Raw genomic sequence first — 22907 nt, forward strand, 5'->3', positions numbered from 1 at the left:
GCCCCGTTCCCGGTAGGTCAGTCCGCCCTGGCAGCCGTCAGAGCGGACTTGATCGCCCGCCAGTCCGGGGCCATCGGCTCGTACGTCTCCGTCGCCGTGGCCACGTCCTTGTAGCCACTGGACGTGACCACGCACACCACCGGACCGTCGGTCTCGCGCGGCCCATGGGCCCGCAGACCGGCGAGGCCGGCCGCCGCCGAGGCCTCGCACCACAGACCCTGAGTCGCCAACTCCGCGCGGGCCGCCGTCATTTGATCGTCCGTCACGGTGCGTGCGGCTCCCCCGGTCGTCCGTACGGCGACGACGCCTCGGTAGCTGCTGATCTCGCAGTCGATGGCGTACGCGAGGGTGGGCCCGACAGGGACCCGGGCGGCGGGCCGGCCGGTGCGGAGGGCTTCGGTGAGCGCTCCGGCCGCGGCGGGTGCGGTGACCTTTCGTGTGGAGTGTCGGCTCCGGGTGGCGCGGCGAGCCGGTTCAGGCCATGCGGCGTCGGAGTGCGGCGAGGGCACCCGGGCGGCGGCCGGGGACCCGCTCTCGCAGGGCGACGAGCGCGGGGCCGAGGGCGCCCGCTCTGGCGCGGTCGCCGATCTGTTCCCACTGATGGTGGGCCCGGTCGACGGCTGCCTCGACGTCGGGGTCGTCCGCCCGCTGCCGCAGGGCGAGCCTGGACTCGGCGGCGGCCAGCCACAGTTCGCAGCTGCGGGCCGGTTCGCCGGCGAGGCGGGCGAGGTCGGCCCGTACCTCCGTCCAGTGCACGGCCTCGGCGGACCGGGGGCCGTGGTGGCGCAGGGCCTCGCTCTCCCAGGCCGCCGCCACCGCGGCCGCCTCGCCGTGCCGGCCGGCCATGGCGGCGGCGAGGATCGCGGGATGCGGGTCCTGCGCGACGACCGGAGCGGGTGCGGCGAGGGGCGCGGCGGTCGCGGATACGGACGCGTGGGTCGGGGCGGGGGCCAGGTGGAACACCTCCGGCACGGTCGCGCGGGCCCCCGCCCGTACGGACGCTTCGGCGTGCATCGCGGGGAGCGGCAGACGGGCGCCGGCGCGCCAGAGTTCCGCCCAGGCCCGGAGGTAGTCGGGGGTCGTGGGCTCGCCCCGGCGCGGGGCGGGGGTCACCCGCCCGTACAGGTGCGCTCCGGGGCCCAGGAGCAGCAGGTCCGGTACGGCGGTGAGGCGCTGCCAGACGTCGGGGTCCGCCGCGAGGTCGGCGACGACGGTCGTGGTGCCGGCGGGCCGGCCGCCGAGTTCGCCCGCGAGCCAGTGCCAGGGCAGGGCCGTGTAGCGCAGGGTGGCCGTGGTGGTGCGGGCCAGGGCGAGATGGGGCAGGTACTGCCGCTTGTCGAGGTGGAGTTGGCCCGCGAGGAAGACGACGAGGGGGCCGGGGCTCGCCGCCGCCGCGCGCAGCCGGGTGAGCACGGTCTGGGGGTCCAGTGGATCGGCGAGTTCGACGACGGTCGCGGTGGCGGTGCCGGTGAGAACGGCGGGCGGCACGGCGGCGAGGACCGGCAGTACGGACGCGGCGTCCATGGCGCGACCCCGCCCGGCGGGCGCGGCCGCGAGCAGCACCGCAGTGCCCACCGTCGCCACACCCGGCGCACCCTGCGCACCCGGAGCTCCCGCCCCGCCCGGCGCGCCCCCGCGCGCGTCCGCGCCCCCGTCCGCATGTATGTCCGCACCCGGATACGCGCGGGGCCGCGCGTCGGCCCGCGTGCTCGTACGCACGCTCGTTTCCCGCACCGGCGTACCCGCCGAATCCGTGCCCACCGTGCCGTTTCCGTCGTCGATCACCACCCCCGCACCGTAACGCGTCGCGGCCTGTCCGATAATCGTCGGGCCGTTGGCATATGTCAGATGCACCACCGGATCGAGTGTTGCCAAATCCCTTACGAGGTGTCCCGGGCTGTGCAACAGTCGTGTGCGGGCCTCCTTTTCCCACGTGGCCGCGCCGCGCCTGTATCGGAGTACGACATGCCGTCCCATCTGTTCGCGGACCGTCCCGCCCAGCCGCCGGAGCCGGGCGCGGTGGACGCGTTGATCTCGCAGACCCGTCGCCTGCGCGGCGAGGTGGACGCCGTCCGCCGGGACGCCGTGGCGAACGACGACGACCCCCAGCAGCGGTGGCAGCGCGCCCTGTGCGACCTCGCCGTTCACCAACTCGACGACCTGGGCGCCCACTTGGGTCAGCTCCGGGTCGGCGTGCCGGAGGGGATCACGCCCGGGACCGGCTTCGGGACCGACGTCGAGCACGACAACGCCGCGGACACCGTCCCGGACGCCGTCCTCGCCGCGGAAGCCGACCCCGGCACCGCCTACGGCGAGGCCGCCCCCGCCCGCACCGGTTCGCTGCTCTCCCGCGTCGGCAGCGCCGAGTGGAACCTCCTCACCGACGAGGTGAGTTGGTCCGAGGAGCTGTTCCAGATCTTCGGACGCCCCCGTGAGAGCGGCCCGATGTCGCTGGACGAGCTGCCCTCCATGGTCTTCGCCGAGGACCAGTCCCTCCTCCAGGGGCTGGTGACGGACTGCCTCATCGACGGCAAGCCGATCGACGGCGAGTTCCGGATCGTCCGGACGGACGGCCGCGTGCGGACCGTGCACATGACGGGTGAGCCCGTCCTCGACGCCGACGGCTGCACCGCCTCCATGTGGGCCGTTTTACGAGACGTCAGCGAGCTGCGACGCAGTCAGCGGGCCGTCCGCGAGAGCCGGGACAGCCTGGAGCGCAGCCGTCAGATCGAGCGCACCGAACGACGCGTCGCGGTCGAGCTCCAGGAAGCCGTGCTCCCGCCATGGCGCGGCTCCCTCCGCTTCGCCCACGACGGCCCCGCCCCGCTCGACGTGGCGGCCCACTACCTGCCGGCCGCCAGCACCGGCCTCATCGGCGGCGACTGGTACGACGCACTGGCCCTGCCCGATGGCGACGCACTGCTGACCGTCGGCGATCTGACCGGCCACGGGGTCGCCGCGACCTCCTCCATGGCCATGCTCCTCGGCGCGCTGCGCGGCATGGCCGTGGCCGGGATCCGCCCGGGCGCCCTGATGGGACACCTCAACCAGCTCCTGGAGACCTCCGTCCAGCCCGCGCTCGGCAGTGCGATGTGCTGCCGCTACGACCCGGTCGGCCAGACCCTGACCTGGGCGCAGGCCGGCCACCCCGCCCCGCTGCTCTTCCGCGACGGGACGGGGATCGCCCTCCGGCGGCCGGAGGGCGTACTGCTCGGGGCGACGACCGGCGGCAGATACGGCGAGACCGAGACCCGGCTGTTCCCCGGTGACCTGCTGGTGCTGCACACGGACGGGCTGACCCGCGGCAGCGGCGTGCACGATGACACGGGCACACGGCGGCTGCTCGCCCTCGGCCCCCGGCTCACCGAGGCGCGGGACGCGCACGAATGCGTCCGCGCGGTGGTCGAGGAGTTCGGCGAGGTGCCGCGCGAGGACGACGCCTGCGTGATGGTGGTGCGGGTCGGCAGCTGACGGAGACACGGATCGCCGAGGGTCCCGGAACCGTGGAAGGGTTTCGGGTCGTCGGCGCGTCCGGCCCGGATCGGCCCTGGCGCACCCTGGCGCCCCACAGAACGGCTCAGGGCCGCACGAAAGCCCGGCAGCCCCCGCGAGGGGCTCAGGCCTGACCCGTTCTCGGCCGGTTGACCGGCGACTTGGGCAGGGCCAGTTCGATCTCCTCGCGCAGGTCCTCGATCTTCGAGTAGCCCGCGTACTGCCCGGTGAGCCGGTACATCTCCCGCAGCCGGTGCCACGTCCGGTGGGAAGAGGTCTCCCCCATGGAGACGAGGGCGAGCCGGGCGTACCGGTCGGCCTGCTCCGGGTCGTCGGCGATGAAGCAGGCCGAGGCCATCGAGATGAAGTCGAAGAGCTTCGAGCGGTTGTGCCCGTGCTTGCGCAGCTCCAGGGCGAGCCTGGCGTGCCGCTGAGCGGGGACCGCCGCGGCGGCGTCGTGGTCGGCGAGGGTCCGGTAGGCGAGGGCCTGCATGCCGTGCATGTCGGCCTCGTCGAAGTTCTGCATCCAGCTCGGCGGTTCCACATCCGCCCGGTCGGAGACGAAGAGCTCCTCCGCCTCGCCCAGGGTCCGCTTCATGGCCTGGCCGCGCCCCAGGGAGGCCTGTGCCCAGGCCTCGATGGTGTGCAGCATGGCCTGCGTCCGCGGCAGCATCTGCTCACCCGCGCCCGCCTTGGCCAGCTTCATCAGGTCGAGGGCGTCGTCGGGCCGGCCCAGGTGCACCATCTGGCGGGCGGCCCGGGACAGGGCCTCGCCGGCCCGGGGACGGTCGCCGCCCTCGCGGGCCGCGTGGGCGGCGATGACGAAGTACTTCTGCGCGGTGGGTTCGAGGCCCACGTCATGGGACATCCAGCCGGCCAGGACGGCCAGGTTGGCGGCGACACCCCAGAGGCGTCGCTGGAGGTGGTCGGCGTGGCGGTAGGCGAGCATGCCGCCCACCTCATTGAGCTGGCCCACGACGGCCTTGCGCTGGAGGCCGCCGCCGCGGGAGGCGTCCCACGCGCGGAACACGGTCACCGAGTACTCCAGCGCCTCGATCTCCTCCGAACCGACGGGGGCGGCCTCGTAGCGGTCGAACCCGGCGGGGTCGGCGTGGAGGGGATCGGTGGCGCGCTGGGCGGTGGCCTTGCGTGCGGGGTCGGTCTGCAGCCAGTCGTACATGCTGCTGCTGAGTGCGGAGCCGGCGGCAAGCGCGGCACCCGCGCCCACCAGGCCGCGTCGGTTGAGCATGAGGTCCATTCCCGTGAATTCGGTGAGGACCGCAGCCGTACGATCGGGTGGCCAGGGCAGGTTGTCAGGGTTGTCGTCGTTCCTGACGGCCTGCCGCTTTCCGGCGCGCCCGTGTCGTTCGAACCCGAGGTCCTCGATGGTCACGACACGGCCGAGTCGCTCGGTGAACAGTGCTGCCAGCACCCGGGGGACGGGATCTCGCGGGGTCTCGCCCCGGTCGATCCACCGCCGCACCCGCGAGGTGTCGGTCGCCAGCTGGGGGTGGCCCATGGCCGCCGCCTGCCGGTTGACGAGTCTCGCGAGTTCGCCCTTGGACCAGCCGGCCAGGCCGAACAGGTCTGCCAGGCGGGTGTTGGTTTGTCCGGTCACGTCTAAGCCCCCAGGTTCTCGGCTGAGTTGACAGTAACCCCCTGTCATAGGGCTGGCGACTATTCGCCAGGGTTCGCCAGGGTCCGCCCGATGTTCCGCCACCCGCGCCCGGGTGTCAGGTAGGAACGCGCCACCCCGCCCCGCCGACCGGCCCTCATTCCCCAGGGTGCGGACCGGGGGCGGGCGGGGCGACGCACGCAACTCGTCGGACCACGAAGGGATCTGTCACCTCCATGTACACAGCATCGTCCTCCGTGTCCGCCCCGCCTCGGCCGCAGCACCGCATCGTCCCGGCCGGTGCCGGGCCGTACCTCGCCCCCGCGCCCCAGGCCGTACGGCCCCGGCGCTGGACGGGCGGCACCGGCACCCAGCCGGTGAGCGGGAGAATCGACCTGTCCGGCCCGCAGGGGGCGCAGCTGAAGATGGCGATCGCCTCGGTCCACCGCATCTGCCCGGAGTTCAACCCGGTCCAGGTGCTGCGACGCAGCGGCCGCTCCGTCCTGATCGTCGGAACGACCGGGCGGACCACGGCGGTCGCGAAGTGTTTACTGGACCACTCCCCCGCGTGGGTCGAGCGGTTCCGTCACGAAATAGCGTCCTACCGGTCCTTCGTCCGTCACCGCCCGCCGGTGCGGGCGCCCCGGCTCATCGCCGCGGACCCGGAGAACTGCACGCTGGTGATCGAGCGGATGCCCGGACGGGCGGCGGCGCTCTCGCGCCACCCCGTCGAGGCCCCGCCGCGCGCCGACGTGCGGGCCGCGCTCGGAGCGATCGCCCGGCTCAACGCCTGGCGGCCGCCGGCCGGGACCTTCGACGCCCCGCTGGACTACGGGACGCGGATCGCGCGCTATCACGAGCTCGGGCTCTTCACCGACCGGGACCGGGACGACCTGCAGAAGCTGCTGCACGGTCTGGCGCACGCGGGCGGCCGGCAGGGCATGGGCCAGTTCTGCCACGGCGACGCCCTGCTCTCCAACATCCTGCTCTCCCCGGCGGGTCCCGTCCTCGTCGACTGGGAGCACGCGGGCTGGTATCTGCCCGGCTACGACCTGGCGACCCTGTGGGCGGTGCTCGGTGACGCACCGCTGGCCCGGCGCCAGATCAGTCAGCTGGCCCAGCAGGCGGGCCCGGCCTCCCGGGACGCCTTCCTGGTGAACCTGATGATCGTGCTGACGCGGGAGATCCGTACCTACGAGACGGCGGTGCAGCGCACCATCAAGGAGGCTCCGCCGGCCGGGACCGTCCCGGTGCCCTCCGGCGCGCTCTCCGCGGGTGAGGAACAGCGGCTGCTGCTGAGGCGGCTGCACGACGACTGCGCCATGGCACGCCGGGCCGTGCGCGCGGCGGTCGGGACGCGCTGAAGGGCGGGTCCGGCCGGCGACACGGGGGGTGGCGCGCCGTGCGCCCGGTGCCGACACACCGGGACACGGCGCACTGTCCTGTCCGCCGCGCGGGCCGCGCGGACGGCGGCCCCATTGGTCCACTCCACTGACGCGTCCCAGGCCCGGGGCCCGTCTCCGCGAAACTCCGCCGAACGGCCTCCATTACCGTCCTGACGTGGGAACTTCCGCGTGGCAGGCGTGATTGACGGATCGTCCGGGACCGGATACCCCTGTACGGGTTCGGTACCGCACGCCCCCCGTGTCACCCCCCGCCCCTGGAGGCTGCCTTGCTCCGTTCCCCGTCCGACAGACGTGTGTCACCCCCACCGCGGTCCCCCCGCCGTGTGCCGAGGGTGGCGGGCGCCGTCGCGTCCGCCGCCCTGCTGCTCCCCCTGCTGTCCGCGGCTCCGTCCGCCGTCGCCGACGTGCCCGCCTCGGGCACGCTCCAAGGGCAGTTCGCGCGGGCGGCCGCGCGCCACGGCGTGCCCGAGAGCGTCCTGCTCGCCGTCTCGTATCTGCAGTCGCGCTGGGACGCCCACGGCGGTGCGCCGAGCGTGACCGGCGGCTACGGGCCGATGCACCTGACGGACGCGGTGACGGCGCTCGCCGGAGCCACCGTCCCGCACCACTCCGACGGCGAGGAGGACGCGCGCGGCGACTCCTCGCGTACGGCCCGGACGGCGTCGGAGGCTCCCGTCCCCGCGCCCGAGGCGCTGCCCGGCCGGCTGCGGACGCTGAAGCGGGCGTCCGCGCTCTCCGGGATCCCGGCCGAGGAGCTGCGCGGCTCCACGGCCGCGAACATCGAGGGCGGGGCGGCGCTGCTCGCCGCGGCGCAGCGAGAGGCCGGACTGCCGGCGAGCGCCGACCCCGCCGACTGGTACGGGGCGGTGGCGCGCTACTCGGGCGCCGACGACTCGGCGACGGCCGCGACGTACGCGAACGACGTGTTCGACGTGATCAGGACCGGGGAGTCCCGCACGACGGACAGCGGCCAGCGGGTGACGCTCCCGGCCGTCCCGGCGGTGGCGCCCGCCACGGAGCAGGTGGACGCGCTCGGGCTGCGCCGCCCCGCCGCCGGTCCGGTGGAGTGCCCGCGCTCGGTGGCCTGTGAGTGGATCCCCGCGCCGTACGAGGAGTTCGGCGACGGCGACTACGGCAACCACGACAAGGCGGACCGTCCCTCGTCCCAGACGATCGACTACATCGTCATCCATGACACCGAGGCGGTCTGGGACGTCACGCTGAAGCTGGTGCAGGACCCGACGTACGTGTCGTGGCAGTACTCGCTGCGCTCCTCCGACGGGCACATCGCGCAGCACCTGCCGCTCAAGGACGTCGGCTGGCACGCGGGCAATTGGTTCGTGAACGCCAAGTCGGTGGGTCTCGAGCACGAGGGATTCCTCACCTCGCCGGACTCCTGGTACACGGAGGCGATGTACCGGACGTCGGCGCGGCTCGTGCGCTACCTCGCCCAGCGCTACGACATCCCGCTGGACCGGCAGCACATCCTGGGGCACGACACCGTACCGGGGACGGTGACCTCGACGATCCGGGGCATGCACACGGACCCGGGCCCGTACTGGGACTGGGCGCACTACTTCCGGCTCCTCGGCCGGCCGATCACGCCGAGCGCCGGTCCGAACGCCGGAGTGGTGACGATCCGGCCCGACTACAGCGCCCATCAGCCGGTGTACACGGGGTGTGTGAAGGCGGGCGAGGTGTGTGCGCCGCACGGGAGCGGGGCGGTGCGCCTGCACACCGCGCCGAGCGCCGACGCGCCCCTGGTGAAGGACATCGGACTGCGGCCGGGTGGGCAGGACTCGACCACCGGGGTCAACGACACCGGGGCGCGCGCCTCGACGGGGCAGAGCTTCGCGGTGGCGGAGCGCCGGGGCGAGTGGACGGCGATCTGGTACCTGGGGCAGCAGGCGTGGTTCCACAACCCGGGCGAGGAGCCGACGGCGGTGAACGCGCGGGGGCTCGTCCTGACGCCCCGGGAGGGGCTCGCGGAGGTACCGGTCTACGGGCGGGCGTATCCGGAGGCCTCGGCGTATCCGGCGGGGGTGCCGGTGCAGGCGGTGTCGCCGCTCCCGTACAAGCTGCTCGCGGGTCAGCGGTACGTGGTGGGGGACCGCACTCCGGGCGAGTACTACTTCGCGCCGGTGTTCGACAGTAGCGGGCACACGGTGGTGCGGGGTCAGGAAGAGTATTACGAGATCCAGTTCGGCCATCGTGTGGCCTTTGTGAAGGCCTCTGACGTGCGGGTTTCCCAGAGCTGATAGAGGGGTGGCCGAAAGGCGTGGGGTGGTGCCGGGGAAACGCTTCGGCACCACCCTGTCGGCGTTCATACGACTATTCGGGAGATCGCGTGCGCCATCCGGGCGACGGGTAAGGCTGGGCCGGTCACAGCCCTTGCTCACCGGAAGGCCCCTCAGGAAATGCCTCAGCCCTTCGTTATGCCGGATTTCTATGTTCCGTATCCGGCGCGGCTCAATCCCCATGTGGAGACCGCCCGCACGCACACCCGTGACTGGGCGCGGGAGATGGGGATGCTGGAGGGTTCAGGAGTCTGGGAGGAGCACGACCTCCAGTCCCACGACTACGCGCTGCTCTGCTCGTACACCCATCCCGACTGCGACGCGGAGGCCCTCGACCTCGTCACGGACTGGTACACGTGGGTCTTCTTCTTCGACGACCACTTCCTGGAGGTGTTCAAGCGCACCCAGGACCGGGCAGGCAGCAAGGCCTACCTGGACCGGCTGCCGCTGTTCATGCCGGCGGACCCGGCGACGGGGATGCCCGAGCCGACCAACCCCGTCGAGGCGGGCCTCGCGGACCTCTGGCGGCGCACGATCCCCTCGATGTCCGACGCCTGGCGGGTGCGGTTCGCCGAGGCGACCGAGCACCTGCTCTACGAGTCGCTCTGGGAGCTCGACAACATCAACGAAGGGCGGATCGCCAACCCCGTCGAGTACATCGAGATGCGCCGCAAGGTGGGCGGCGCGCCCTGGTCGGCCGGTCTCGTCGAGTACGCGGCGGGCGCCGAGGTCCCCGACCGGGTGGCGTACTCCCGGCCGCTGCGTGTCCTCAGGGACGCCTTCTCGGACGCCGTGCACCTGCGCAACGACCTCTTCTCTTACCAGCGCGAGGTGGAGGACGAGGGCGAGAACAGCAACGGCGTGCTGGTCCTGGAGAAGTTCCTCGGCTGCACGACGCAGGAGGCGGCGAACGCCGTCAACGACCTGCTGACCTCCCGGCTCCAGCAGTTCGAGAACACCGCGCTCACCGAAGTGCCGTTGCTCGCCGCGGAGAAGGGCCTGAGCCCGGCGGAGTGCGCGGCCGTGGCGGCGTACGCGAAGGGACTCCAGGACTGGCAGTCCGGCGGGCACGAGTGGCACATGCGCTCCAGCCGGTACATGAACGAGGGCATGGTGGGCGGCCCCTCCGGGTTCGACGGGGTGCTCGGCACCTCCGCCCTCGACATCCGTACGCTCTTCGGGCGCCCCGCCGCGTCCCGGCTGCGCGCGCTCACGCACACGCCGCACCAGCACGTGGGGCCCTCGCTGCTCCCGGAGTTCGACCTGCCGTACCCGCTCACCCTCAGCCCGCACCATCAGGAGGCGCTGCGCCTCTCGGTGGACTGGGCCGAGCGCATGGGTCTCCTGAACGACATCTGGGACCGGCCGTTGGCGCAGGGCTTCGACTTCGCGCTCTGCTCGGCGGGGATCGACCCGGACGCCACCCTGGAGGAGCTGGAGCTCAGCGCCGAGTGGCTGACCTGGGGGACGTACGGGGACGACTACTACCCGCTCGTCTTCGGGCGGCCGCGCGACCTCGGCGGCGCGAAGCGGTTCACGGACGGGCTCAAGTCCTTCATGCCGCTGGAGGACCCGGCGGCCGGCACGGCGCTCGCCTCGCACCCCCTGGAGGTCTCCCTCGCCGATCTGTGGGCGCGCACGGCGGGACCGATGGGGCCCGAGGCGCGGGCCCAGCTCAGGGTCGCGCTGGAGGCGATGCTGGACAGCTGGCTCTGGGAGCTGCACAACCAGGCCCAGCACCGCGTGCCCGATCCCGTCGACTACATCGAGATGCGCAGGACCACCTTCGGCTCCGAGCTGACGATGCTGCTCTGCCGGCTGCGGCACACGGAGGCGCTGCCGGCGGAGATCTACCGGACGGGTACGGTCCGCGCCCTGGAGAGCTCGGTCGCCGACTACGCGACGCTCGTCAACGACCTGTTCTCGTACCAGAAGGAGATCGAGGTCGAGGGCGAGGTGCACAACGGCGTGCTCGTCCTGCAGAAGTTCTTCGACTGCGACTACCCGACGGGGGTCGCGATGGTCGACGACCTGATGCGGGGACGGTTGCGTCAGTACGAGCACCTGAAGAAGAACGAAGTCCCGCTGCTGTACCAGGACTTCGCGCTCGACCGGGAGGGCCGGGCGGCCTTCGAGGCGTATCTGCGGGAGCTGGAGGACTGGCTCGCGGGCATCCTCAACTGGCATCAGAACGTGCGGCGTTACGGCGCGGAGGACGTCCACGCGGGCAGCGGCACCCCGCTGGTGGGGCGTGGCCCGACGGGCCTGGGGACCTCGGCCGCGCGGGTCGCCGCGCTGATCGGCTCCGCGCCGCGCTGACACGGACGAGGGCCGTCTCCGGGAATTCCGGGGACGGCCCTCGTGGGGAACGGGCGTGTGTCAGGCTCTGCGGCCGCGCAGGTCGTCGATCTCGCGGCGCTCGCGCTTGGTGGGGCGGCCCGCGCCCCGGTCGCGGACCGCGGCGACGGCCACGTGCTCGCGCGGCGGCGGGGGCGGGCTGTTGTCCACGTACGCCTCGACGGCGACGGGCGGCCCGACCCGCTTGATGTGCAACTCCTTGACCACGACGATCCGTTCACGGCCGCCGTGGAAGAGCCGAACCTCGTCGCCGAGCTTCACGGACTGCGCGGGCTTGGCCCGGTCCCCGTTGACCTTCACGTGCCCGGCCCGGCAGGCCGCGGCGGCCTGGGCCCGGGTCTTGGTGAGGCGTACCGCCCAGATCCAGGCGTCGACGCGCGCGCTCATCGACCCCCCGCCTCCCGTCAGCCCTGCTGGAACAGCTCGGCGGGCAGGGGCTTGAGCAGCGCGTAGAGGTCGTCGGTGATCGGCCGGTCCCAACTGGCGATCGTCACGAGGACGTTGTCGCTGCGGTCGAACTGGACGCAGGAGATGCGGCTTTCGGAGAGCTTGAGGCGGCGGACGATGAGGAGATTGTCGCCCTGCATCACGGGGACGTCCTCGGTGTCGAGCACCTCGACCGGCTCGTCGTTCTCCAGGGCCGCGAGGAGCTGGGCGACCTCGAAGGGGATCTGCCCGTCGGCGAGCTCGCGCGCCGGGGAACCCTCGGGGAGATTGCCGATGATCATCGCGGGGCCGCGGCCGCCGAACAGGTCGTACCGGAGGAACACGCCCTGACAGGAGCCGTCGGGGGCGGGCAGCAGACCGGCGCCGAGATTGCCGGGCCAGTCGCCCGGATCCATGGCCAGGACATCGAAGTCCGGACCCGCAGGTGTGGCGGCGCTACGGCGGCGGAGGAAGGACATACGGCCATGGTACGTGCCCCGGCGCGCGATGCCGCGCGCCGGGCGCCCCGCTCCGGTCAGGGCTGCCCACCAGGGCGGCCCGTGTTCCGCAGGGCCTGGGCGAGGCCGGTCCGGTCGGTGCCGAGTTTCCGGTAGACGGCCGAAAGCAGCCGGCTGACGGTGGCCGCGTCGACGCCGAGGCGAAGGGCCGCGTTCCGGTCGCGGACGGTGAGCTCGGCGGCCTGGCGCTCACGGGCGGTGAGCGTGTCCGTGCCGGCCGGGTGGAGCGCTCGGGGGCGCAGTCCGGCCGCCGCCAGCTCGGCCCGCGCCGCGTCGACCAGGCCGTCGGCGCCGCAGTCCTGGGCGGCCTCCAGGCCCCGGTAGAGGTGCTCGGCGGCCTCACCAGCGCGTTCCGTACGGCGCAGGGCGATACCGAGGGCGACGAGGGAGCGGGCCAGCTCGTAGGCGGCGGGCGACTGGTCGAGCCAGTCGACGGACTCCTCCAGGAGCTTCACGCGGTCGGCGGGCGCGGAGACCTCGGCGAGTACCCGGAGCGCCGAGCCGATCGCGGAGGGTGCCCCGTACTGCCGGGCGCGGGCGACGGCCTCCTGGGCGGTCCGCCGGGCCCGTGCGGGGGTCGTGACCGCCTCGGCGGCGGCGAGGTGGAGCATCCACGGGCACCAGGCGGGGTTACGCATGCCACGCGGGTCGAGGCGGCGGCCGACGGCGGCCAGCTCGGCGGCGGCCTCATCGGTGCGGCCGCGGGCGAGGAGCAGCTCGGCGTGGACGGTCTGGGAGTCGGGGAAGGTGACGGCGGCCGGGAAGGGCTCGCCGAAGTCGTGCTCGCGGGCGATGCGGTCGGCCTCCTCGACCCGGCCCCGGGCGAGCAGGACCTCGATGGTGACGCCGACCGCGTACCACTGGGCGGGGGTGCGCGGACCGACGCGCTCGGCGAGGCGCAGTCCGGCGCGGACGAAGTCCTCGGCCTCGACGAGGCGGCCGCGGCGGTAGCGGATGTAGCCGAGCAGGGTGTAGGCGAAGGAGAGGTGCGCCCCGCGCCAGCCCTGGCGCTCGAACTCGGCGGTGCCGTCGGCGAACAGCTCCTCGGCGCGGCCGGGGCGGTCGGCGTAGAGGAAGGTGAGGGCGGTGAGGACCGGGACCTCGAAGCCGCGGCTCTCGTCGGCCCAGCTGAGTCCTCCTTCGAGGGCGCGCTCGGCGTGCCCCACGGCGACGGCGGAGGGTTCGGCGCGCAGGGTGGCGTCCCAGGCGCGCAGGCCGATGACGTACCGCTCGGTGAGGTCGCGGCCGGTGAGCCGGTCGGCGAGGGCGGTGAGGCGGCGGGAGCGGGCAGGCGACTCGGGTTCGTCGGCACGGAAGGCGTCCCACATGAACTTCTCGGCCTGCATGCGGAGGCGGCTGCGGGCGTCGGTGGTCTGCCGGGCCTCGCGGCCGAGGAGTTCGGAGGCCTCCACGAGCCGGTCGCTGTGGGCGAGGACCTGGGAGAGGCGGTAGACGATGCCGTGCCGGAGGGCCGGGTCGGCGATCGGTTCCTCAAGGGCGGCGCGCAGGTGGTTGACGGTGGTGGCGGGTTCGGTGAGGAGGGAGGAGCAGCCGAGCTCGAAGAGGACGGCGGCCCGGTCGTCGGCGGTGGGGGGCTCGCGCAGGGCGCGGGCGAGGAAGCGGCGGGCGGCGTCGGGTGCGCCGGCGCGGAGGTTCTCGCGGGCGGCGGCGCGCAGGTGGCCGACGGCCCAGGAGTCGCCCTCGGGGTGGGTCTCCAGGAGGTGGCGGGCGGCGGCGGTGGAGCCGAGGCCGGCGTCGACGACGCACCAGGCGGCCTGGCCGTGGAGGGCGACGCGGGTGGCGGTGGGGATGGAGCGGTAGACGGTGCCGGCGATCAGGGGGTGGACGAATTCGAGGGGCTCGTCCGGGCCGTCGGACTCGGCGAGCACCCGGGCCTCGCGCAGTCGTCCGGCGGACTCGGCGACGGACTCCTCGCCGAGTCCGGCGACGGCCCCGGCGAGCTGCGGGGAGATCTCGGTGCCGAGGACGGCGCAGGCCCAGGCGAGGCGGACGGTGGCGGGGCCGAGGCGTTCGAGCCGGGTGACGAGGCCGCTGCCCTTGAGGGCGGCGGCGAGGTCGCGGAGTTCGTGGGCGCCGCCCGCGGTGGGTTCGAGGCCGTGGTCGCGGACCTTGGCGGCGAGTTCGACGGCCTCGAAGGGGTTGCCGGAGGTGACGGTCCAGCACTCGCGGCAGAAGGCGTCGTCGGCGTGGGCGCCGACGCGGTCGCGGACGAGCCGCGCTATGGCGTCGGTGGTGAGCGGGGCGAGGCCGAGGGGCCGCTGTCCCGAGCGGTGGCCGGTGAACTCCGCGCCTTCGTCGGGGAGTTCGTCGGGGCGATATGCGACGACGAGGAGCATGGGGAGCTCCTCGGCGCGTGGGGCGAAGGCGGCGAGCCAGCCGAGGGATTCGGGGTCGGCCCAGTGGGCGTCGTCGAGGACGACGACGAGCGGGGCGCGCCGGACGGCGAGGTGGGTGAGGACCCAGTCGAGTCCGTCGCGCAGGCCCTGCGGGTCGGGCGGGGAGCCGGCGCCGGTGGCGCGCAGCCCGAGGGCGGGACCGACGATGTCGTACCAGGAACCGAGCCGCTCGCGGAGTTCGGTGTCGGAGGCGTGGGCCAGTTGGGGCTGGAGGAGCTGCCGGGCGACGTGGAAGGCGACGCGCTGCTCCTGGTCGCCGCCCCGGGCGGAGAGCACGGTGCAGCCCCGGGCGGCGGCGAGGCGGCGGACCTCGGCGAGCAGGGTTGTCTTGCCGAGCCCGGCGGGAGCGGCGTAGGCGAGGCATCCGCCGCGGCGGGTGGCATGCGACAGGTCCGTGGAGGCTCCGTCGAGCGCGTCCGACGGGCCGGGGAAGGGGCGCGGGCCCGTGGCGGGCTCCGCACCGGGGAGGGGGGCGGGCCGGCCCTGGGTCGGTTCTCCGTCGGGGACCGCGACGAGATGGGGGCCGCGGGGCTCGCGGGGTGCGGGCACGCGGTCGGGCCGGGCAGGGGGTTCCTCGGCGAGACCCGTCAGGAGGTCGAGTGCCTCCTCGGCCGCCGCGAGCGCCGCCTCGCGTTCGAAGAGGCCGAATCCCTTACGGGCCGCCCTGCCGTCCTCACGTACCACGTTCCACCCCCACACCGGGGGCGCACGCCCGGCGCACGGTGCGGGGTGCCGGGCGGGAGCCCCGCGAAAGCCCCAGCGTACGCCGGATGGCGCTCGCCGTGACCGTCAATCGCGCAAGCTTCCCGCGCCCTCGGCGAGTCCGTTCAGGACGGCCAACGCCTCCTCCGCCCTGGCGTGTTCGACGAACAGGTGGTCGTGGTGGAATCCGGCCACGACGTTGCAACTCATGCCCGCGTCGGCGAGCGCGCCCGCGACGGCGGCCGTCAGCCCGACGGCGTCGAGCGCGGAGTGGATCCGCAGGGTGATCCACCCCGCGACGTAGTCGTACGCGAGGGCCGCGGCGTCCGCCTCTTCCTGCCGTACGACGAGGGTGAGTCCCTCCCGTTCGGCGACGGTGACGACGGGGGCGACCCCGGCCGGGGCGGCGGGGCCGGCCACCGTGGTGAAGACGTACCGCCCGGGGTCGAGTTCCGGCCGCATCCCGGCGAGGAGCCGGGTCAGATCACGTTCCGCGTTCATGGGAGCCAGCCTAGGCGGCCCCCGGTCCCCCGTCCCCGCGCGGCCCGGCTCAGGAGGCGGGCGGGGTGTCCCCGACGAGCCACATGGCGAAGAACTGCGCGCCGCCGCCGTAGGCGTGGCCGAGCGCCCGGCGTGCGCCCTCCACCTGGTGCTCGCCCGCCTCGCCGCGTACCTGGAGCGCCGCCTCCGCGAAACGGATCATCCCGGAGGCCCCGATGGGGTTGGTGGAAAGCACGCCGCCCGAGGGGTTCACGGGCAGGTCGCCGTCGAGTTCGGTCACCCCGGCCTCGGTGAGCTTCCAGCCCTCGCCCTCCTCGGCGAAGCCGAGGTTCTCCAGCCACATCGGCTCGTACCAGGAGAACGGCACGTACATCTCGACGGCGTCGATCTCCCGCCTCGGGTCCGTGATGCCGGCCTGCCGGTAGACGTCGGCGGCGCAGTCCCGGCCGGCCTGCGGCGAGACGAAGTCCTTGCCCGCGAAGAGGGTGGGCTCGCTGCGCATCGCGCCGCCGTGCACCCAGGCCGGCGGCCGCGGCGAGCGGGCCGCGCCCGCGCCGTCGGTGAGGACCATGGCGCAGGCGCCGTCCGAGGACGGGCAGGTCTCCGAGTAGCGGATCGGGTCCCAAAGCATCGGGGAGGCCTGGACCTTCTCCAGGGTGAGGTCGTGCTCGTGGAGGTGGGCGTACGGGTTCTTGAGGGCGTTGCGCCGGTCCTTGTACGCGACGAGGGAGCCGATCGCGTCGGGGGCGCCGGTACGGCGCATGTAGGCCCGGACGTGCGGGGCGAAGAAGCCTCCGGCGCCGGCGAGCAGCGGCTGCTGGAAGGGGACGGGCAGGGACAGGCCCCACATCGCATTGGACTCGGACTGCTTCTCGAAGGCGAGGGTGAGAACGGTCCGGTGGACGCGCGCCGCGACGAGGTTGGCGGCGACGAGTGCGGTGGAGCCGCCGACCGATCCGGCCGTGTGGACCCGGAGCATGGGTTTGCCGACGGCGCCGAGCGCGTCGGCGAGGTACAGCTCCGGCATCATGACGCCCTCGAAGAAGTCGGGGGCCTTGCCGATGACGACGGCGTCGATGTCCGCCCAGGTCAGCTCCGCGTCCTCCAGGGCGCGGACGGCGGCCTCGCGGACGAGTCCGGCGATCGAGACGTCCCGGCGGGCGGCGACGTGCTTGGTCTGGCCGATGCCGACGACGGCGACGGGCTCTTTACCGGACATGGGGCTCCCCTTCCAGGACGGCGACCAGGTTCTGCTGGAGGCAGGGCCCGGAGGTGGCGTGGGCGAGGGCGCGGTCGGAGGCGCCCCGGTGGATGCGGGCGGCGGCCTCGCCGAGCCGGATGAGACCGGCGGCCATGACGGGGTTGGCGGCGAGGGCGCCGCCCGAGGGGTTGATCCGGACGGTGTCGTCGAGGCGGAGCGCCCTCGTGAGGACGACTTCCTGGGAGGTGAAGGGCGCGTGGAGCTCGGCGGTGTCGACGTTGGGGGCACCTCCCATGCCGTTAAGGCCATGGGGGACCTCGAAGGCTCCGGCGCGCTCGGCGGCGAGGCGGGTGGAGGGCGAGTCGGTGAGGTCGCGGACGCCGAGGGAGTGGGCCTCGATGCGGTGGTCCATGCCCCGGATCCAGGCGGGGCGCGCGCAGAGTTCGCGGGCGCGGTCGCCGGCGGCGAGGATCACGGCGGCGACTCCGTCGCCGATGGGCGGGCAGTCGCCGGTGCGGAGGGGCTGGACGACGTACTCGCCCTGGGGGCGGGCGCCGGGCAGCTGGGCGTGCGGGTTGGCCGCGGCGTCGGCGCGGCTCCGGTCGGCGATGGCCGCGAGGGCGGCTTCGTCGGCGTGGCCCGCGTCGACGAGGGCCTGGGCCTGGAGCGCGGCGAGGGCGACGGAGTCGGGCCAGAGCGGGGCGAGGTAGTAGGGGTCGAGCTGGCGGGTGAGGACGTCGCGTACGGAGCCGGGCGAGGACTTCCCGTAGGCGTAGACGAGGGCGGTGTCGGCCTCCCCGGTGAGGAGCTTCACCCAGGCCTCGTACAGGGCCCAGGCGCCGTCCATCTCGACGTGGGACTCGGAGATCGGCGGCCAGGCGCCGACGCCGTCGAGGGCCATGGTGAAGGAGAAGGCCCGGCCGGCGAGGTAGTCGGAGGAGCCGGAGCAGGTGAAGCCGATGTCGGAGGCCTTGAGTCCCGTCTGCCGGAGCACGTCGTGCAGGACGGGCATGACCATCTCGACCTCGGAGAGGTCGTCGGTGCGACGGCGGTGGTCGCTCTGGGCGAAGGCGACGATCGCCACCTCGCGTTCCGGCCGGTGCGGCATCACAGCAGCTCCTTGTAGGTGTCGTAGTCGGCGTCGGGTTCGCCGGTGGGCCGGTAGTGGTCGGGGTAGCGGCCGTCCTCGCTCCACACGGGTTCGACGCGCAGGCCCATGCGGACCTCGTCGTAGGGGATGCCGGCGATGCGGCCGTGGAGCGCGAGCCCGGCGCCGTCGAGGGCGATGTGGGCGTAGACGTACGGGACCTCGATGGCGACGCCCTTGGCCTTGATGTTGACGATGCAGTACGTGGTGACGGTGCCGCGGGGGCCGACCTCGACCTGGTCGGTGGTGGCGACCCCGCAGGTGGGGCAGGCGCCCCGGGGCGGCACGTACACCTTGGCGCAGGAGGGGCAGCGTTCCCCGACGGTGCGGCGCTCGGCGAGCGCGTGGAGGTAGCGGGTCTGGGCGCGGCCGGGGCTGTAGGTGTAGTCGAGGCGGGCGGGGGCGACGATGCCGGTGACCGGGTCGTCGCCGAACCGGCCGTCGTGGAGCTGCGGTTGTCCGACTGCGGGGTCGGCTGCCGGGTCGTCGCTCTCGTGCGGCTCGAAGCAGGCGATGTCGGTGATGGCGCCGGAGCGTTCGGCGGCCCAGCGGATCCGGACCCGCAGTCCGGTGCGGACGGTTTCGGGGCCGGGGGCGTCGAGGGCGTGCAGGAGGGCGGTGTCGGCGCCGTCGAGGCGGACGAGGACCCAGGCGAAGGGGGTCGCGAGCGGCTGGCCGGCACGGGGCTCGGGGTTCCAGGCCCAGGTGGTGACGGTGCCGGTGGCGCCGACCTCGACGAGCTCGCGGAGCTCGGCGGCGGTGGCGGGGTCGTACTCGACGGGCGGGACGAGGACGTCGCCGGCCTCGGTCCGCACCCCGAGCACGGTCCGCTCGCGCAGTCCGGTGAGGAAGGCGGACTGGACGGGGCCGAGGGAGCGGGTGAAGGGGAACTCGACGACGAGGGGGGCGCGGAGGGCCTCCGGCGGGGAGGTGGGGGTGGGTGTCATGGGTGCGGCTCCTTCGTTGGGACGGGCGGTGACGTGGGGTGCGGGTGGGTGGGCCGCTGCGCGGGGCCTTTCCCCCACCCCGCCCCTTCCCGTGACCGGGGGCACGGCCGAAGGCCGTACGGGGGTCTCGGTGCTTGCCCCCGGTTCGGGAAGGGGCCGGGTGGGGAGAGGTCACTCCCGCCGGTACACCGGCGCCCGCTTCTCCGCGAACGCCCTCGCCCCCTCCTTCGCGTCCGCTGTGTCGAAGATCGGCCACCCCCGCTTCAGCTCGGCGGCCAGTCCTTCGGTCTCGGTCATCTCGGCGGTCTCGTAGACCGACGCCTTCACCGCCTCGACGGCCAGCGGCCCGCACGCGTTGATCCGTTCGGCGATGTCCAGGGCCGCGTCGAGCGCCGTGCCGTCGGGGACGACACGCCCGACGAGGCCGATACGGGCCGCCTCGTCGGCGGTGTACGGGCGGCCGGTGAGGAGCATCTCCAGGGCGTGGGTGCGGGCGATCTGGCGGGGCAGGCGCACCGTGGAGCCGCCGATGGGGAACAGGCCGCGCTTGACCTCGAAGAGGCCGAAGGTGGCGGAGGCGCCCGCGACCCGGATGTCGGTGCCCTGGAGGATCTCGGTGCCGCCGGCGACGCAGTACCCCTCGACGGCCGCGATGACGGGTTTGCGCGGGCGGTGGTGACGCAGCATCGCCTTCCAGTGCAGATCGGGGTCGGCCTTCAGCCGGTCCCGGTACTGCTCGCCCTCCATGCCCTTGCCGGCCAGCGCCTTGAGGTCCATGCCGGCGCAGAACGCCCCGCCCGCGCCGGTCAGGACGATCGAGCGGATGCCGTCGTCGGCGTCGGCCTCCAGCCAGCCGTCGTGGAGGCCGACGAGCATCGGCAGCGAGAGGGCGTTCTTGGCCTCGGGCCGGTTCAAGGTGAGGACGAGCGTGGCGCCTTCGCGCCGCACGTCCAGATGTTCGGTGCCACCCATGGGGTCTCCCGTCTCCAGTTCTGGAACAGGTTGCAGGAGTGGGGGGTCCAGTTCAATAGTTTTCTGACACTCAGTCAGATTCTTCTGCGCATCCCCTTCCCCCCGTCGCCGGTCGGCGCTCTAATGACCGCCGAGTCACTGCGCACCCGTACGAGTCAGCGCGAGCCGGGGTCAGGAGGAACGGTGGAGTACAACCTTGCCGACCTGTTCGAATCGGTGGTCGACGTGGTCCCGGACCGCGAGGCTCTGGTGTACGTCGATCACCCGGGCACGGGGGAGGAACGCCGCCTCACCTACGCCGAACTCGACGCCGCGGCGAACGGGATCGCCCACCACCTCATCGAGGCGGGCATCCGTCCCGGCGAGCATCTCGGCCTCCACCTGTACAACGGCGTCGAGTACCTGCAGACGGTCCTCGCATGCCTCAAGGCGCGGATCGTGCCGGTCAACGTGAACTACCGGTACGTGGAGGAGGAGCTCGTCTACCTCTACCGCGACGCGGACCTGGCGGCGCTCGTCTTCGACGCCGAGTTCACGGAGCGGGTGGCCGCGGCGCGGCCGCAGACGGAGAAGCTGCGGCACCTCGTGCGGGTGGGGACCCCGCCCGAGGGAGCGCCGGCGCTCGACTGCGTGCCGTTCGCCGAGGCGGAGGCCTCCGGGTCGGCGGAGCGGGGCTTCGAGCCGCGCTCCGGGGACGACCTCTTCATCATCTACACCGGCGGTACGACCGGGATGCCGAAGGGCGTCCTGTGGCGCCAGGAGGACCTGTTCTTCGCGGGCCTGTTCGGCGGCGAGCCCTCCGGCGAGCCCGTGAAGCGCCCCGAGGAGCTGGCCGAGCGGGTCGCGGCCGGCCGTCCCGGCATCACCTTCTTCCCGGCGCCGCCGCTGATGCACGGCACTTCCACGCTGACGGCGTTCATCGCCTTCAACTACGGCCAGCGGGTCGCCCTCCACCGCAAGTACGTGCCGGAGGAGGTCCTGCGCACCCTGGAGAAGGAGAAGGTCTCCAGCATCTCCCTGGTGGGCGACGCGATGCTGCGCCCGCTCGTCGACGCCCTGCGCGGACCGCTCAAGGGCACGGACCTCTCGGCGCTCTTCAGCCTCTCGTCCTCCGGGGCGATCATGTCCGACACGGTGCGGGTTCAGCTCCAGGAGCTCATGCCGAACGTGCTGTTGCTCAACAACTTCGGCTCCACCGAGTCCGGTTCCAACGGCCGTGCGACGGACGACTCCGGCCCGGACAAGGGCTTCCGGCTCCATGTCAACGAACGCACCCAGGTCGTCGACCCGGCGACCCGCGAGCCGGTCGCGACGGGCGAGACGGGCCGCCTGGCCCAGCGCGGCCACGTCCCGCTCGGCTACTACAACGACCCGGCCAAGACCGCCGAGACCTTCTTCGAGAAGGACGGCGTGCGGTGGGTGCTCCTCGGCGACATGGCGACCGTCGACGAGCACGGCGTCGTCACCGTCCTCGGGCGCGGCTCGCAGTGCATCAACACGGGCGGCGAGAAGGTCTACCCGGAGGAGGTGGAGCAGGCTCTGAAGTCCCACCCCGACGTGTACGACGCCCTGGTCGCCGGAGTCCCCGACGCCCGCTGGGGCAACCACGTCGCCGCGGTCGTCCAGCTCCGCGCGGACGCGCCGCCCCTGGACCTGGAAGCGGTGCAGAACCACTGCCGCGCGCGCCTGGCGGGCTACAAGGTTCCCCGCCAGCTGGTCCTCACCGACCGCATCCAGCGCTCCCCGAGCGGCAAGGCGGACTACCGCTGGGCCCGTTCGGTGGCCGTGGACGCGGACGCGGCAACGCCCGTCACTGGAAGCTGAGCCGGTGCGGGTGGGTCGGGTCGGTCGGGCAGGTGTGGACGCGCATGAGGCCGCGTCCCAGGTACACGCCGACCGGGTCGATCACCCGCGGGTCGTCCGCCGCGTCACGGTCCTCGACCGGGAGCCAGCTCCGCGAGGCGCCGTCGCACTCCACGGTGGCGACGGTGAGCAGCGGCGGCATCGCCGTCCCGCACGCGGGGCAGTCCACCGGCCTGGGGTCGGTCAGGTGCCAGGAGGCGAAGCCGCCGGTCTTCCAGCCCGGGGCGATCGAGAGGTCGCTCATGTAGTCGATCTCCTCGGGCTCCTGCGCGCGGGCGGCTGCCATGGCGGCCTCGTACTCCTCGTACGTCGCGTAGTTCGCGGGTGAGGACGAGTCGTACGCGTCCTCCTCCTCGTCGTCCTCCTCGTCGAGGAGGCCCTCCTCCCACTCGGCGATCTCCTCCTGGAGGTCATCGCCGAGCAGCCCGAGGTACTCGTGCTCGACGACCTGCTCCGGGTGGACGACGCAGGACGTGGGGACGCACTCCTCGCGGCCCGCGACCGGCGGTTCGGGCTGCGGGGCGAGGACCGCGCCGACGTCGGCGGAGCGCCGCCACCTCAGCTCCACGTCGATGGTCCGCTCCGGGCCGTGGACCTCGAAGGGGCACCAGAACACCTGGAGCAGGTCGTGTCCTTCGGGGCCGGCGAGGTCCGGTACGTCCCGGGCGTAGAGCTGGGCGACGGCCAGCATGGGCAGCGGGTCCTCGTCGCGGAGGTCCGGGGCGTGGGTCCCCCGGGTCATCCCGTCGAGGAGCCGCCGCTCCTCGTCGGTGAAGTCCCGCCCCCGGGCCTCGTCCTGGATGCGCCGGCGGGCCCGTACGTCGGACAGCAGGTGCCCCGTGCCCTTCGGGTGCACGGCGGTGCACACCGGCCACGGTTCGTCGGCCGGCCACAGCAGCGGCCCCGCCACCGAGCTCTCCTCCGGCTTCGCCGTGCCCTGCCGGGGGTGCAGCCGTGTCGCCGTCCGCCGGTACGCGGCGAGGGCGGGGAAGACCGCTTCGATGTCGACGGGGCGCGGGGGCGTGGTGCGGGTCATGCGCGGATC

17 protein-coding genes are annotated in these 22907 nt (G+C 73.5%); 5 read left to right on the plus strand and 12 right to left on the minus strand.

Annotated features, from left to right (window positions below; genetic code table 11):
* Window positions 1–17: 17 nt before the first annotated feature.
* A complete protein-coding gene (locus ACFWWU_RS30315; RefSeq protein ID WP_384149974.1) occupies window positions 18–509 on the minus strand; it encodes a pyridoxal-phosphate dependent enzyme in 492 nt (163 codons plus the stop codon).
* Complete coding sequence (locus ACFWWU_RS30320) at window positions 475–1575, minus strand: hypothetical protein (RefSeq protein ID WP_384149977.1); 1101 nt, start codon at window positions 1573–1575, stop codon at window positions 475–477. The genes ACFWWU_RS30315 and ACFWWU_RS30320 overlap by 35 nt, the downstream gene beginning before the upstream one ends.
* Before the next feature lie 390 nt (window positions 1576–1965).
* Between ACFWWU_RS30320 and ACFWWU_RS30325 the strand changes: the two genes are divergently transcribed.
* Window positions 1966–3471 carry a PP2C family protein-serine/threonine phosphatase gene (locus tag ACFWWU_RS30325; protein ID WP_384149980.1) on the plus strand — a complete coding sequence of 502 codons (1506 nt, stop codon included), beginning with the start codon at window positions 1966–1968 and terminating at the stop codon, window positions 3469–3471.
* Window positions 3472–3616: 145 nt separating this feature from the next.
* Here ACFWWU_RS30325 and ACFWWU_RS30330 read toward each other — a convergent pair whose 3' ends face one another.
* Complete coding sequence (locus ACFWWU_RS30330; RefSeq protein WP_384149982.1) at window positions 3617–5110, minus strand: hypothetical protein; 1494 nt, start codon at window positions 5108–5110, stop codon at window positions 3617–3619.
* Window positions 5111–5343: 233 nt separating this feature from the next.
* On the opposite strand from ACFWWU_RS30330, the gene ACFWWU_RS30335 reads away from it, so the two are divergent.
* The 3 genes from ACFWWU_RS30335 to ACFWWU_RS30345 all read left to right on the plus strand — a co-directional run bounded on the left by ACFWWU_RS30335 (window position 5344) and on the right by ACFWWU_RS30345 (window position 11129).
* Window positions 5344–6471, plus strand: a complete 1128-nt coding sequence (locus tag ACFWWU_RS30335; protein ID WP_384149985.1) for an aminoglycoside phosphotransferase family protein — start codon at window positions 5344–5346, stop codon at window positions 6469–6471.
* Between the two features lie 365 nt (window positions 6472–6836).
* Window positions 6837–8771, plus strand: coding sequence for an N-acetylmuramoyl-L-alanine amidase (locus ACFWWU_RS30340; protein ID WP_384149987.1), 1935 nt, complete (start codon window positions 6837–6839; stop codon window positions 8769–8771).
* 159 nt (window positions 8772–8930) lie between these two features.
* Window positions 8931–11129, plus strand: coding sequence for a germacradienol/geosmin synthase (locus tag ACFWWU_RS30345; protein ID WP_384149990.1), 2199 nt, complete (start codon window positions 8931–8933; stop codon window positions 11127–11129).
* A 60-nt stretch (window positions 11130–11189) separates the two neighbouring features.
* Here ACFWWU_RS30345 and ACFWWU_RS30350 read toward each other — a convergent pair whose 3' ends face one another.
* From ACFWWU_RS30350 to ACFWWU_RS30385, 8 genes are all read right to left on the minus strand, one after another.
* Window positions 11190–11555 (minus strand): RNA-binding S4 domain-containing protein, encoded by a 366-nt coding sequence (locus tag ACFWWU_RS30350; RefSeq protein ID WP_384149993.1) that lies wholly within the window; start codon window positions 11553–11555, stop codon window positions 11190–11192.
* Between the two features lie 17 nt (window positions 11556–11572).
* Window positions 11573–12073, minus strand: coding sequence for a hypothetical protein (locus ACFWWU_RS30355; protein WP_024757478.1), 501 nt, complete (start codon window positions 12071–12073; stop codon window positions 11573–11575).
* 56 nt (window positions 12074–12129) lie between these two features.
* Window positions 12130–15213, minus strand: a complete 3084-nt coding sequence (locus ACFWWU_RS30360; RefSeq protein ID WP_384149996.1) for an ATP-binding protein — start codon at window positions 15211–15213, stop codon at window positions 12130–12132.
* Between the two features lie 105 nt (window positions 15214–15318).
* Window positions 15319–15732: an ACT domain-containing protein gene (locus ACFWWU_RS30365; protein ID WP_384149999.1), complete on the minus strand. Its 414-nt coding sequence runs from the start codon at window positions 15730–15732 to the stop codon at window positions 15319–15321.
* A 49-nt stretch (window positions 15733–15781) separates the two neighbouring features.
* On the minus strand, window positions 15782–16951 hold the full coding sequence (locus ACFWWU_RS30370) for a thiolase domain-containing protein (RefSeq protein ID WP_384150002.1): 1170 nt from the start codon (window positions 16949–16951) through the stop codon (window positions 15782–15784).
* Window positions 16941–18041 (minus strand): thiolase domain-containing protein, encoded by a 1101-nt coding sequence (locus ACFWWU_RS30375; protein WP_384150005.1) that lies wholly within the window; start codon window positions 18039–18041, stop codon window positions 16941–16943. Before ACFWWU_RS30375 ends, ACFWWU_RS30370 begins: the two co-directional genes overlap by 11 nt.
* Complete coding sequence (locus ACFWWU_RS30380) at window positions 18041–19027, minus strand: Zn-ribbon domain-containing OB-fold protein (protein WP_384150008.1); 987 nt, start codon at window positions 19025–19027, stop codon at window positions 18041–18043. The genes ACFWWU_RS30375 and ACFWWU_RS30380 overlap by 1 nt, the downstream gene beginning before the upstream one ends.
* Before the next feature lie 171 nt (window positions 19028–19198).
* Window positions 19199–19999, minus strand: a complete 801-nt coding sequence (locus tag ACFWWU_RS30385; RefSeq protein ID WP_329625376.1) for a crotonase/enoyl-CoA hydratase family protein — start codon at window positions 19997–19999, stop codon at window positions 19199–19201.
* A gap of 183 nt (window positions 20000–20182) precedes the next feature.
* Here ACFWWU_RS30385 and ACFWWU_RS30390 point away from each other — a divergent pair, with 183 nt between their 5' ends.
* Window positions 20183–21823 carry an acyl-CoA synthetase gene (locus ACFWWU_RS30390; protein WP_384150011.1) on the plus strand — a complete coding sequence of 547 codons (1641 nt, stop codon included), beginning with the start codon at window positions 20183–20185 and terminating at the stop codon, window positions 21821–21823.
* On the opposite strand, the gene ACFWWU_RS30395 is transcribed toward ACFWWU_RS30390, so the two are convergent.
* A complete protein-coding gene (locus ACFWWU_RS30395) occupies window positions 21810–22898 on the minus strand; it encodes a hypothetical protein (protein ID WP_384150014.1) in 1089 nt (362 codons plus the stop codon). The genes ACFWWU_RS30390 and ACFWWU_RS30395 overlap by 14 nt on opposite strands.
* Window positions 22899–22907: the final 9 nt, after the last annotated feature.

This window comes from Streptomyces sp. NPDC058650 (assembly GCF_042717315.1).
Classification (GTDB): Bacteria; Actinomycetota; Actinomycetes; order Streptomycetales; family Streptomycetaceae; genus Streptomyces.